The organism is Bacillus sp. Marseille-P3661 (genome assembly GCF_900240995.1).
GTDB lineage: Bacteria > Bacillota > Bacilli > Bacillales > Bacillaceae_J > OESV01.
Genome location: NZ_LT965958.1, coordinates 34,758 through 47,718, shown reverse-complemented (window position 1 = coordinate 47,718; position 12,961 = coordinate 34,758). Strand labels below are relative to the sequence as shown.

Sequence of the window (12,961 nt, the reverse complement as noted above, 5' to 3'; positions counted from 1 at the left end):
TGCACAATCACAAGGAATGGATGTGTAACATCTTGAAAATAAAAGTACTACGCCGTTTTTATATTATCCGTTTAGCACTCTCGTTTGTAATTGATTATTGGAAAATCAGTTTGATACATAAACGACTTCAAGGGGAAAAACGAGACATAGCTGTGAATCGAATACATAAAAAAGCTGGAATACGTTATAGGATTACTGCTAGTCGTTTAAAAGGAATCATTGTTAAGATTGGACAATTTTTAAGTATGCGGCAAGATATTTTACCTCAAGCTTTTACAAAAGAATTACAAGACCTGCAGGATGCGCTACCACCTTCACCATCTGAGTCTATCCAACGCTTACTTGAAAAAGAAAATGTTCAGTCTATCTTTAAGGAATTTGATACAACAGCGATTGCTGCTGCTTCACTTGCACAAGTCCACAAAGCTGTTTTAAATGATGGTACAGTAGTTGCCGTCAAGATTATTAGACCAGGCATGGCGAAACTTGCCCGAATTGACTTAAGCACAATCGGTCTTGCTGTGAAAGTTGTTCAAAAAATACCTGCTTTAAATCGAAAAATGAATTTTATTGAGATGCATAGGGAATTTACTGAAACGATTGAACGGGAATTAGATTGCGATCAAGAAATCAATCATATGCTGCGTTTTGAAGACATGTTTTCAAATAATAACCGCATTAAAATACCAAAAGTATTCAAAGATCTTAGTACACCTACTATTTTAGTTATGGAATTTATGGAGGGTGCTCGAATTACAAATCATAATATGAATATCGATACTGTGATGATGGGTGAAACAATACTAGATGCCTATTTTAAGCAGCTGCTTGTGTTTGGGTTTATCCATGTGGACCCCCATCCTGGTAATTTACTACTATTACCCGACCATCGGCTTTGTTTTTTAGACTTCGGAATGATTGACGAACTGACAGTTGAAGAGATTCAAACATTGCGGAGCCTGTTTCGTTGTATTATGTTTCGTGATTTAGAGGGTGTGCTAACTGCTTTTGAGGAACTGGGTTTTCTTCCTAAAGATGCTGACCGTAAAGAACTATTACCTATGCTCTCGCAACTTCTTGACCGACTAGATGGAGCTATTGAGCATCAATCGAAACAGGAGTTCAAACATGTCATTTCAGGACTCAAATATTTCATAAATAAAAGCCCCATTCAACTTCAAGCAAAATACATGTTTCTGTTAAGAGGAGCCGGAATGCTTATCACCGTTTTAAATGAATTAGCACCGCGAACAAACTGGTTTGAAATCCTTTTTCGTATAGGACCAGCTACTTTTAGTTCTCCTATTCAGACTAGCAATTCAATACAAGCAAACGGGGACTATAAATAGGAAGACCCTCACGATGAATTTGTTAGTTTTATACGGACATACTATCTATGAAGAAAAGGGGTGGCTGACATGGATTTTGATATAACGACTATTTATGAGAAAATGCCTGATTTCGATAATCATGACGAAGCTAGCAAATGGTTTAAAAGTCAATTCCAAGATAGGTTTTTACTGAGAAGTAGTGATACAAGCGATGGTAAAAAAGTTTTCTATTATCATATTGTGAAAGATCCCGAAGTTTATCAAAACTATCTTGAAAGTCATGCTAGTGCAGTTAGAGACGAAATTAGCAATATAGATACGTTTGAAAGTTACTCAACTGTCGAGATAAGTGAAGATGGTGACATTAGTCTTTCTATTTAAGACTCCTACGATCGTAGGAGTCTTAACTGAAGGACTTTTTTAGTTATGAGCTTTGATGGAATTTCTATTTGCTCATTTTTTGGCGGACATACAGTCACTTATTATAATAAAAAGATGCAAATTAATGAACTTTCCGGACATAGGATCCTTTATTCTATCGATTAGGTTCAAAATTAACCTCATTTTTGTAAAATAAGGAATCAAATGTCCTTCAAACTATAAAAAATCACCTTTTTGACGAAATAACGGATCTGATGTCCGCGTATCAAAAAAACTAATGATAAGTAATAATCCTCGAGTCCACTTTACGATTTCTCTATCGTTTTCAATTTATAGCTCTGCACAATCTCATATTTCGGACTTTTACTCGGAAAAATCTGATAGATCACCACTTCATCTACATGCAGCTGTTGTTGTTCAGTATATCTCTCTGTTAATTCAAAAAAATTATCAATGCTTGATTCACCAGCCCATTTCTTTGCAAGTGTAATATGCGGATTGTATTCCCTATTTTCTTTTGCGAAGCCTACTTTTTGTGCGCAAGATTCAACAGTTTTCTGTAATTGAACTAAAGGCTCTGTTCGTTCTACCCCCGCCCACAACACACGAGGTTTTCTAGGATTACCAAAGTTTCCAATTTTACCTACAGTTAAATCAAACTCCGAGAGCTCCTCAATTTCAGCAAGCTCTATGCGCAGTTGCTGTATCTTTTCACCATCTACTCCACCTAGGAATTTTAAGGTAATATGTAAATCCTGTTTATGTGGCCACTGTTTATAAGAAATTTTGTTCTTTAATTCATGTTGCCAAATTGAAAAATAATCCTGGAGTGATGATGGTAATGGAATGGCTATAAAATAATGTGGGTTAGTTGACATATATGATAAACCTCCAGATTTAAATTTGATTAAACACAATTTATCTTAATAACCTCTATTACTATAATTACCAGTATTGAAAGTAATACTCTATTGTTGAACAACAGATTTGCCCAAACAAAAAAAGACCGTTGATTAACTCTCAACAGTCTGATACTTGGTACTATTATTGTTTACTTGCATTGCATAATGGTATTTTACAAGGTTTCCTAATACCTCTGCTAACAATGGTGGGACCGCATTGCCAATTTGTTTACCAACAGATGTCTTGTTCCCATAAAATACGAAATGATCATCAAACGATTGAATTCTAGCGGCCTCTCTTGGTGTCAGCGCGCGATGTCGTTCTGGATGGATTACTCGTCCAGCAGATGGTGTATCAAATCTAGTTGTAATCGTAGTAGCTAGCTTATCCCACTCTAACCGGCCGTAGGAACCACTATGAACGGATTTAATTTCTTCATTATTTTCTAGATCTTTAAAGTTTTGTCCAGGTAATATTTCCATCATCCTTGATAATGCAATCTCATTATGTTTCGTTGCAAGATGGTTATATAACTTCGAAGACTCCGCTCGTCTTGCCATTTGATACGAGCTAGAGGGTTCGAATACATAATCCTGTTCGAACATACCTTCAGAATGATTTAAATAATTCAGGTCTGAAATCGCTTCTTGAAGATTCACTTTGTCAAATCGATGTGCGTCGCGCCTTAACATTTCTTGTTTAACGACTTCAAGCCCATTATCTAAGTCCACTTCCCCATATCTAGAACCTACAATTATGAACCTTTTACGAGCCTGAGGAACGCCGTACTCTTCAGCCGAAACAACTTTCATTGTCAGCTGATAGTTGGCATTTTCGAAATTGCTTTTATCTTCAAAGGTTTTAATAATTTCTTCTAAAATCATGCCATTTTTTAAGCTTTTCATGCCAGGGACATTTTCGATCACAAAATAACTAGGCTCAAATCTTTGAATCATTTTAAAATAATATTTAAATAAGTAGTTACGTGGATCATCTAAGAATTCATTTTTCTTGCGAATTCGCCCCCCGGCCATACTGAATCCTTGGCACGGCGGCCCACCGATAATAACATCAATATTTTCCAAGCCCTCGGTAACCCGGTCCTTTAAATGATCATCATTTAGCTCCGCTATGCCTTCACTCAACAAATCATCAAAGTTCTCTACTAGATGCTGGATATCATAATTCATCATGAGGGTATCTCTAAAATTTCGTTTATATGTTTCTGCAATTTGTGTATCAATTTCATTCGCAAGGATAATGTTATAACCAGCTTTTTTAAATCCCGCTGAAAATCCTCCCGCTCCTGAAAAAAGATCAATAACGTTCAAGCTAATTTTCGCCTCCCATTGCCTCCAAGTAAGAATCTACTTCGTCACTCATCCTATATTTTAACTGATAGTATTTCAAATACTCCATCTCTGCATGTGTTAAACGATAATGATGCCCTATTAACCTATCTATTTCATCTATAATCATTTTACACTTTTTATGACGATATTCGTATTCAGTTTGCACACTACCAATATATTCCTTTGTAGATTCCAACTCAGTTTCTAACCTACCTGCTAATATAGCCAGCTCATTTTTTGTATCGCCATTCATTTCGTCGATATCAAACTTAAAGTTTTTAAACTCTTTTGAAGTGTGATGCCAACAATCGGATATACATTCCCAATACATAAAGAAAATCGATGAATTTAATAATGCCATGATCACTTTACTATCCGTTTCGGTGTTGAATCCGAATGTTTTAAATTCATTCGACTCTTTTTCTGTTAAAAATGCTTTTGTCCAAAATGTCATTCGCATACTAACATAAATAGGGAAAGGGCCACCCTCTTTTAAAATAGCGTCCAGAGATTTTTGGTTACCATTCATTTTATTTAAGATACTAACCTGGATTGGATCTGCGATTTTATAATAAAAATCGTTTTCAGTTTCTGTAAACGGATTTTGTAAAAAATATAAATTAGTAAACACGTTTTCCCGCTCATCTTTATACCAATGAATATAATTTGACGAATACACTTCCGCGTTACGATTTGTATTACTTTTTTCACTAATGATGATAGTTAGTTTTTGATGTACACCTGTAAATAGTGTACCTGGTCGATCACCAAAGTTCGCATAAAATACGTACTTACTATTATTTTTAAATAAAGATCGAACCGAAGCCATTCTTGGAGTGGAAACAATTGAAATAGGCACGATCATCCCCAAAACACCGTTTTCCTTTAACAATTGATAGGATTTTTCTAGGATAAACGCATATAAATTGCCCGCATCGATCGTTTCAAGGTCCATCACCTTATAATAGTTCTTTTTCACTTTTGCATACTCAATATAGGGAGGATTCCCAATAATACAATCAAACCCACCGGTGTTTACTATCTCGTAAAATTCAAAATTCCAATGAAACGGTAGAACTGACTTTTTCCATTCTTCTAGCTCTATCAATTCCATTTCATCGCTATGATATTTTTGAAATGTAAGCAGATCTAATTGGTCTAAAGTTGTATTGTCATCTATCATTTCCACTTCGCCAATTAATGAGTTACCGCTTTTAAAATTAGTTTTGATTTCTGGGAAAGCATCTAGATTGTCACGATAGCAATGTAAAAGTCGCAGAGATAATCTTGTTTTTAAGATATCAATACTTTCCTCCATTATATCAACACCATACAAGTTGTGTTCGATACAATGTTTAATGATCTCAAATTCCGGATTGCCAGTGGAAGAAGACGTATCAGCTACATTCAACTTTTGCTTATGAATAGCAATATGGAGCTCTAACAAGGTTTCAAGTGCTGTAAAAATAAAAGCCCCCGTACCACAGGTAGGATCAAGTATTGTTACGCCTTCTAAAGACTTGTAAAGATCCTCTAGAATCGATGGTTCTTCGATGTTTTCAATCGAGTATTTAAATAGCGACAATAAGTCGATATTATGTTTAAGTAATAGCTCGATCGAACAAAGATTTGTTGAAGTAATTTCATTCTTTATTCGACTGTATGTCAGCTGTAAATGTTTCTGTTCATAGCTATATGGAAGATTTACGTTTAATTTAATAAAGTGTTCCGGAAATTCTTTAACATGCTGAAACATCGTTTCAATAAATGAATCTTTATTTATTAATTTATTGATAATCGCGGCAACAACCGAATTACTTGTTATATAGGTTGTTGTATCATCTTCCGTGTAATAAGCACCTAAATCTTTTTGGTTAATATACTTTTCAAAAACGTTTCCGAGGATTTTCGGAGTAATCGTTGATTTTGCATAATTATCTTCTAAACTCCAGTTATATTTGCTAAACCGTTTAATAATTAGTTCATATAACTCGTTTTCAATTCTAGTATTTTCATCCTCTGAGAATTGGAGGATTGAGAAATTCAGATATGGAATCTGATCATTTTTTACTTCTCGAAAAGAATAGTCAGTGTTAATTAGCTGAAAAAGCTGAAGTAAATAGTCATGAAAATGCTGCTCTTCCTTAATTATTTTTTGAATGCTTTCTTCCAAATATTTCTCGGGGAGAATGTTATTTTTTTCGAGAAAGAAAAGCAACATGACTCTATTTAAAATCATTGAAGTATAGTAGGATTGGTTTACGCTATTTCCAATTTTATTTTCGATTTCTTCATGGAGTTTTTTATATGTTTTATAAAAGCTTTGAATGATTTTATGTTGATCCATTAGTATGATCCCTTCTGTCCTAAGCAGATTTCGGTTGTACGATAATTTCAATGTCTAAGATAAATTAAATCTACGAGTATAATATTATAACAAATAATATCATTCTATTGAATCTTTTCATACATAATGCAGTAAGATAATGCTTTTAGTTGATTAATTTTTATTCCAAGAAAGTATTAGAATGATTAACATTCTAAATGAGCATAATAAGACAATATTTATTCCAGCTCTATGTTTAACCTCTTCCTAAAAATCAACCAGTTCGACCAATTCGACAAACAAATAGTTTGATTTCCCCGTTTTCTCACAAACCTCTCACATTATTGTGATTTTTTCATGTGATTTCTGCGCCTGAATTATATATGATAAGGGGGTGTCTTAAAAATTAAGGAGTGAACAATTCGTGCCAAGAGTTTTTATTCATTTTACATTTTTATTCTTCGCTATCACTGCATTATCAGGTTTGTGGATGCGAGGGTCAGTTTTTTTTCATACCTCAATACTTCCATATACAAATGTGTTGCACGGCCATTCACATTTGGCGATATTAGGATGGGCGTTTATTGGAGCGTTTGTTGTTTTCTTAACTATCTTTTGGAAGACGATAACTCAAAAGAAACAAGCTATAACCATTACATTAGCGTTATGCGTTACATCCGTATTTATGTTTATCGCGTTTTTATACCAAGGCTATGGCGTAATTTCAATCATAATGTCCACTTTACATATTTTTATTGAATATTGGGCTTCTGCATTCATCTATCGGCAATTAAAAATTCATTCACACATACCTAAGTCAGCAAAAGCATTTATGAACGGCGCCTTACTAGTTTTAATTTTATCATCCATTGGACCATATGCACTTGGCTTTATTGCAGCTAATGGCTTAAAAGATACTGATTTTTTTGATATGGCGATGTACTTTTATTTGCATTTTCAATATAACGGCTGGCTTACATTGTTTTTAATTGGGTTATTTATATCCATTGTCCATTTAAAGAAAGTTATTATGAACAGCTTTTTGTTGATTATAGGATTTTGGTTGTATTTCATTTCTCTTTTCCCTGGATATTTTTTAAGTGTACTATGGGTGGATTTGGGAGAATTGCCTTATATTCTTGCTTTAATTGGCGGAATTGGGCAGTGGCTTGGAGTTTTGGCAATCTTAATGGCTATAAAAAATTCATGGAACCTTTTAGTGCTAAAATTCACAGCCTTAACGATTAGTTGTTTAAGAATCACATTAATTTTATTGCTAATCAAAAGCACGATGGAACTTGGACTCATTTCACCAGCATTGGCCAATTTAATTTATGATACAAGAAGCATTGTCATTGGTTATTTGCATTTAACACTGCTGGGGTTTGTTAGTATTTTCATTTTAACACTGTACCAATTGGCCGGTATTATTAAAAACGATGCCATGGCTTTGAATGGATTTATTGTATTTTTTATCGGTTTTTTATTAAATGAAATCTTTCTTTTTATTCAAGGATTCACACAATGGTTGAACCTATTTAGAATTCCATTTTATACGCAAGCACTACTTCTAGCCAGTTGTTTCTTATTAATCGGTGTGATGATACAATGGCTGGCTTTTGCAAGAAATAAAAGAATCTTTTATTAGTACTAAGAATTGTATACTGCTAGTAAAAATAAAATGGCGAGCTTATTCATATAGCTCGCCATTTTAAGTTTATACTTTTAATGTAATCTGGCATGTTCCAAGACTATTTTCTCCCCATTGAACTTCCAACGTGTCACCATTCTGAAGGGTCGCAATCCCTTCTGGGGTGCCCGTATAAATAAGATCGCCTTTACGAAGTCCATAATTGCCTCCAATAAAATCTATTATGTTATCTAAGGAGAAAATCATTTGTTGAGCATTCCCAACTTGTAGGATATGACCATTTTGAATTAATTTAAAATCTTGCGCTAACAATTCATTCGTAAAGATTTTGAATTCACCAACTCCCGAACTCCCTGGGAATCCTTTAGCAGGTAACCATGGCTGCCCTTTTTCTTTTACACTATTTAAAACTTCGCGATAAGTGAAATCAATGCCAATTGTAAATTTATCAACTAAATCCTGAAAAGCTATTCCTTTTTCAAATGATCGACCAATATGTAAAACAATCTCAGCTTCACCATTCACGATTCCACGGGTTCCATCTAGTTTTATTTTTGCTGCATTCACTTTTTTTAACGAGTGTGTTGGTTTCATGAAAATAATCGGCTGTTCGGTCAACTTGTTCCCCATTTCCTTAGCAAAAGAGCCATAATTCCGTCCCACACAATAAATATTTCTTATATCATCTACCATGACCGTTTCTGCCTCCTTAAGATTCTATTACGTATGAACATTCAAATTAACGCAGCATTTTCATTTCCCATTCATGAATTTCATAGGAACGGGCGCCATGAGCTATAAACGGATCATTTTCAACTAGTGCGGTAACTTCTTTGAGCGATTCTCCTAAATAAATTACAAGCCCCCCTGTACCATCTGTAAATCTACCTTTTGCTAGAACTTTACCTTGTGCAGCTAATTCTTTTAAATACTCTAAATGCTCTTCCCGATATTGTTTATTGATTTCAATATTAAGCATTCTAGAGATGACTGCGAAATGTTTCATTCAAAATCCCCCTTTTTGTTTTTAAAACTACCATTTTTAAGCAATTTACTCATTTTATTTATTTAGAATTTACCTGCCTTCCATTCTTCTTTATCTTACAAACGTAATATAATCCGTATTAACTGGTTCCAATCCGCCACGTCTATGCAGTGCATTTATTTGACCGCGATGATAGTGCCCGTGTAGCGCAACATGGGTTAAAATGTCTCCCAACGAGGTCTGAAACGTCTCTCCCTTGCTATTTTTGTAATGGATTATCTTCTCTAAGTCTGAATCCTTCATGCTATCGAGAAGTGCTGCATAATCTTTTTCATTTTGTTCTGCTAAAGCTTTGCATTCATCAACAGTAAGATCATTCCAAATTGCTAAGTTTGAGCTGTCGTTTCCATGAATTCTTGTTAACCATACACGCTCTGCAAGAAGAATATGGGCAAATAGCCGCCTTTGCTCAGTGGTATCCTCTTCAAAACTGTTCAATGTTTCATTAATTCGTCTATTTGCCCAGTTTACATGGTCATACATCCTTTTAATTATTTTCACTATATCTTTCTCCTCTCATTTTGAGAATCATAGATCTATTATATTAGATATTCGGTTTAATTTTCATAAAAGTCATAAAATTCCATCACCTTTTTATTGATATAAAAAAACACCCTCGAGACTAGGGTGTGCTTAAATCCTTAATATTAAGTTCGCTTAGGTTCCCATGGTAAATCCACACTAAACATGTTTGCCATTTTTTCGTTTTCTAGCTTTCGTTTTTTACGTGTTTCTGCCCGGCTTATCGCTGATTGATGAAGCATTTTTTCTTCTTCAGACTGCGGCACAACTTGCGGCACAGGCGTTGGCTTTCCTTCTTCATCTAAGGCCACAAATGTTAGAAAAGAAAGCGCACATATATTTCGCTCACCTGTAAGCAAATTTTCTGCAATCACTTTTACAAATACCTCCATCGATGACCTTCCTGTATAAGTTACAAACGCTTCTAAACAAACTGAATTTCCTTCGTTAATAGGATGAAGAAAATCCACTGAATCTGTAGATGCTGTAACAACTGATTTACGTGAATGACGAATTGCTGAAATGGCAGCCACATCGTCAATATAAGCCATTAGCTTTCCACCGAACATGGTTCCATGTGAATTGGTGTCTAAAGGAAAGACAATACTCGTTTTGACTACAAACGATTCTCTACAAAATTTTGATTCACTCATAAATGTTCCCCTTTTACTAATTAATTTAATGCAAGAAAAAATTAATACTTCATAATCAACTCTTACCGCATAATCTAAGTCGGCTACTTATTCTTCACCGGCAATGCTCAAACTCTATATTCATTATTTACATAAAATCAAAAAAATAGCGAATCACATGGAAAAAGATAGGTGAAGTATACGACAAACTATCGACACGATTTAGATAGCTTTCCTTTAGATTTTCAAATTTCTCACTATCCCCGATTAATAAATCTCGTTTTAATACTGAAATTGTCAAACTTCCAAATAAACCGCTTAAGCTAATAATTAGTCCTGAAAGAATTCCAAATGTTATATCAAGCGGTGTTAAAAATGGATAAATAAAATACGAAACACACGTCGTAATGACTGCAGCCCCGATTGCACCTTCCCATGTAATGAACGGGTTTGCGGTCGGCGCAACTTTTCTTTTTCCAAAATAAATAGAAATCAAATACTGAACAACATCACTAACTTGAGTCAGCAACACTAAAAACAACACTATATTTGCACCATACTCAGGGGTTGCAAATTGAAAATAGGCTAAATGACTTAATCCAAATACCATTAGCATTAAGCCCCATTGGGTCGAGCTTACTGAGCGCAAAAATCCTAATGTCCCTTTACCTATTAATCTTGGAAGAGGGAGCAATAAAAACACATACACTGGAATAAAAACGATGAACATACCATACCAACCTGTATAGATCCAATAAAATTGTATTGGGATTGTTATATATGCCCAGAGAAATAAACGGCGGTCTGCCTTTCTTGTTCTCATCATCGAAAAATATTCTTTAAGTGCAAAAAAGCAAAGTATCATCAATGATATCAAAGAAACAATCGGATTGAATAATGTTGCAGCACAAAAAACGCCGAACATTCCCCACCATGTCTTTACACGAAGTGAGATGGTCGAAAAGTTTTTCATTGGCTCTTTCTTTTTCAAAATATAAAATACAATATTAACAGTCAATAATCCTAGAAAGATGACCCCTAGCGTCCAAAACGTTGTAATCATTTAATCCCTCCCCCAACTCAAAAAAACTATTTCTTTTTTACATTTTATCGCATACTGTATAATACAGATTAGAACAGATTTTAATAATTTTAAAGAGGGAATTTTCATGAATTCAAGCGAAGTGGTATATATATTATTAACCGATACCGGCACTCTTTTTACAAAGTCCATTAAAAAATATACAAAAGCCCCATACAACCATGCATCCATTTCATTTGATAAAGATTTAAATGAATTATATAGCTTCGGTAGAAAAAACCCTAACAATCCAATAAATGGTGGGTTTGTAAAGGAAGATATAAAGACAGGGACCTATAGCAAATATCCTAATACCACCTGCGTAATCTATCAATTAGATGTGACAAAACGTGAAGTTGAAAAAATGAGACGGGTATTGAATGTTTTTAAAAGAAGTCAAAGTAAATTTCTATATAATCTTCTTGGTGTGGTTGGTGTTTCTATAAATGAACCTATTGAATTTAGTAATTCGTATTTTTGCTCGCAATTTGTGTCTGAAATCCTCCACCGGTCAGGTATTCGGTTATGGGATAAGCTACCAGCCTTAGTAACACCCGATGATTTTAGAAATAGCGAACGCCTCAAGCTCGTCTATGAAGGAAAGTTATTTGAATATCCCCCAATCAAAGAACAGAATATTGGCGATTGAGTTTTAGTAATACATTTATAAAATTAATCAAATTTTATCTTAATGATAGGCATCCACTTTGTGTTGGATGTTTATTTTATTTTGTGGTTCTAACTTATGAAGAGGATTCACATGGTCTTTCTCAATTGGTTTCCTCATCATGGGGATTATGAAGGGGGTTCTACCGTTTTTTCTTGCTCCGTTTCCTCTTCATCGGCACTATGAAGGGGGTTCTTTCGTTTTTTCTTGCTCCGTTTACTCTTCATCGGCACTATGAAGGGGGTTCTACCGTTTTTTCTTGCTCCGTTTCCTCTTCATCGGCACTATGAAGGGGGTTCTACCGTTTTTTCTTGCTCCGTTTCCTCTTCATCGGCCTTATGAAGGGGGTTCAACCGTTTTTTCTTGCTCCGTTTACTCTTCATCGGCCTTATGAAAGGGTTTCTATCGTTTTTTCTTGCTCCGTTTCCTCTTCATCGGCACTATGAAGGGGGTTCTACCGTTTTTTCTTGCTCCGTTTCCTCTTCATCGGCCTTATGAAGAGGGTTCTTCCGCACTTTCTAGCTCCTTTTCCTCTTCATCGGCCTTATGAAGGGCTTTCTACCGTTTTTTCTTGCTCCGTTTACTCTTCATCGGCCTTATGAAGAGGGTTCTTCCGCACTTTCTAGCTCCGTTTCCTCTTCATCGGCACTATGAAGGGGGTTCTTTCGTTTTTTCTTGCTCCGTTTACTCTTCATCGGCACTATGAAGGGGGTTCTACCGTTTTTTCTTGCTCCGTTTCCTCTTCATCGGCCTTATGAAAGGGTTCTACCGTTTTTTCTTGCTCCGTTTACTCTTCATCGGCCTTATGAAGGGGGTTCTACCGTTTTTTCTTGCTCCGTTTCCTCTTCATCGGCCTTATGAAAGGGTTTCTATCGTTTTTTCTTGCTCCGTTTCCTCTTCATCGGCCTTATGAAGGGCTTTCTACCGTTTTTTCTTGCTCCGTTTCCTCTTCATCGGCCTTATGAAGAGGTTTCTTCCGCTCTTTCTAGCTCCTTTTCCTCTTCATCGGCCTTATGAAGTGCTTTCTACCGTTTTTTCTTGCTCCGTTTACTCTTCATCGGCCTTATGAA

Annotated in this window: 12 protein-coding genes; 4 read left to right on the top strand and 8 right to left on the bottom strand. The window is 35.2% G+C overall.

Annotation, left to right across the window (positions count from 1 at the left end; genetic code table 11):
- Positions 1 to 32 precede the first annotated feature (32 nt).
- Positions 33 to 1,349, top strand: coding sequence for an ABC1 kinase family protein (locus C1724_RS22860; RefSeq protein ID WP_102349069.1), 1,317 nt, complete (start codon positions 33 to 35; stop codon positions 1,347 to 1,349).
- 60 nt (positions 1,350 to 1,409) lie between these two features.
- Complete coding sequence (locus C1724_RS22855) at positions 1,410 to 1,712, top strand: hypothetical protein (RefSeq protein ID WP_142386587.1); 303 nt, start codon at positions 1,410 to 1,412, stop codon at positions 1,710 to 1,712.
- A 305-nt stretch (positions 1,713 to 2,017) separates the two neighbouring features.
- Here C1724_RS22855 and thpR read toward each other — a convergent pair whose 3' ends face one another.
- The 3 genes from thpR to C1724_RS22840 all read right to left on the bottom strand — a co-directional run bounded on the left by thpR (position 2,018) and on the right by C1724_RS22840 (position 6,314).
- Positions 2,018 to 2,590 carry an RNA 2',3'-cyclic phosphodiesterase gene (gene thpR, locus C1724_RS22850; RefSeq protein WP_102349067.1) on the bottom strand — a complete coding sequence of 191 codons (573 nt, stop codon included), beginning with the start codon at positions 2,588 to 2,590 and terminating at the stop codon, positions 2,018 to 2,020.
- A 135-nt stretch (positions 2,591 to 2,725) separates the two neighbouring features.
- Entirely contained in the window at positions 2,726 to 3,946 is a 1,221-nt protein-coding gene (locus tag C1724_RS22845; RefSeq protein ID WP_102349066.1) for a DNA cytosine methyltransferase, read from the bottom strand.
- 1 nt (position 3,947) lies between these two features.
- A complete protein-coding gene (locus C1724_RS22840; protein ID WP_102349065.1) occupies positions 3,948 to 6,314 on the bottom strand; it encodes an Eco57I restriction-modification methylase domain-containing protein in 2,367 nt (788 codons plus the stop codon).
- A gap of 403 nt (positions 6,315 to 6,717) precedes the next feature.
- On the opposite strand from C1724_RS22840, the gene C1724_RS22835 reads away from it, so the two are divergent.
- A complete protein-coding gene (locus C1724_RS22835; protein ID WP_102349064.1) occupies positions 6,718 to 7,941 on the top strand; it encodes a hypothetical protein in 1,224 nt (407 codons plus the stop codon).
- A 69-nt stretch (positions 7,942 to 8,010) separates the two neighbouring features.
- Here the strand turns inward: C1724_RS22835 and C1724_RS22830 are convergent, their stop codons facing one another.
- From C1724_RS22830 to C1724_RS22810, 5 genes are all read right to left on the bottom strand, one after another.
- Positions 8,011 to 8,637: a fumarylacetoacetate hydrolase family protein gene (locus C1724_RS22830; RefSeq protein ID WP_102349063.1), complete on the bottom strand. Its 627-nt coding sequence runs from the start codon at positions 8,635 to 8,637 to the stop codon at positions 8,011 to 8,013.
- 46 nt (positions 8,638 to 8,683) lie between these two features.
- Positions 8,684 to 8,950 carry a YciI family protein gene (locus tag C1724_RS22825; RefSeq protein ID WP_102349062.1) on the bottom strand — a complete coding sequence of 89 codons (267 nt, stop codon included), beginning with the start codon at positions 8,948 to 8,950 and terminating at the stop codon, positions 8,684 to 8,686.
- Between the two features lie 90 nt (positions 8,951 to 9,040).
- The gene (locus C1724_RS22820; RefSeq protein WP_102349061.1) at positions 9,041 to 9,490 is read right to left on the bottom strand and encodes a DinB family protein; all 450 of its coding nucleotides are present in this window, start codon (positions 9,488 to 9,490) and stop codon (positions 9,041 to 9,043) included.
- A gap of 146 nt (positions 9,491 to 9,636) precedes the next feature.
- The gene (locus tag C1724_RS22815; protein ID WP_102349060.1) at positions 9,637 to 10,164 is read right to left on the bottom strand and encodes an acyl-CoA thioesterase; all 528 of its coding nucleotides are present in this window, start codon (positions 10,162 to 10,164) and stop codon (positions 9,637 to 9,639) included.
- Between the two features lie 127 nt (positions 10,165 to 10,291).
- Complete coding sequence (locus tag C1724_RS22810) at positions 10,292 to 11,206, bottom strand: phosphatidate cytidylyltransferase (RefSeq protein ID WP_102349059.1); 915 nt, start codon at positions 11,204 to 11,206, stop codon at positions 10,292 to 10,294.
- A gap of 106 nt (positions 11,207 to 11,312) precedes the next feature.
- On the opposite strand from C1724_RS22810, the gene C1724_RS22805 reads away from it, so the two are divergent.
- Positions 11,313 to 11,873: a hypothetical protein gene (locus C1724_RS22805; RefSeq protein WP_102349058.1), complete on the top strand. Its 561-nt coding sequence runs from the start codon at positions 11,313 to 11,315 to the stop codon at positions 11,871 to 11,873.
- Positions 11,874 to 12,961 lie beyond the last annotated feature (1,088 nt).

Excerpts from the sequence above, each read along its gene's own strand:
- thpR (WP_102349067.1), bottom strand. The coding sequence starts at position 2,590 with ATGTCAACTAACCCACATTATTTTATAGCCATTCCATTACCATCATCA.
- C1724_RS22840 (WP_102349065.1), bottom strand. The coding sequence starts at position 6,314 with ATGGATCAACATAAAATCATTCAAAGCTTTTATAAAACATATAAAAAA.
- C1724_RS22830 (WP_102349063.1), bottom strand. The coding sequence starts at position 8,637 with ATGGTAGATGATATAAGAAATATTTATTGTGTGGGACGGAATTATGGC.
- C1724_RS22825 (WP_102349062.1), bottom strand. The coding sequence starts at position 8,950 with ATGAAACATTTCGCAGTCATCTCTAGAATGCTTAATATTGAAATCAAT.
- C1724_RS22815 (WP_102349060.1), bottom strand. The coding sequence starts at position 10,164 with ATGAGTGAATCAAAATTTTGTAGAGAATCGTTTGTAGTCAAAACGAGT.
- C1724_RS22810 (WP_102349059.1), bottom strand. The coding sequence starts at position 11,206 with ATGATTACAACGTTTTGGACGCTAGGGGTCATCTTTCTAGGATTATTG.
- C1724_RS22805 (WP_102349058.1), top strand. The coding sequence starts at position 11,313 with ATGAATTCAAGCGAAGTGGTATATATATTATTAACCGATACCGGCACT.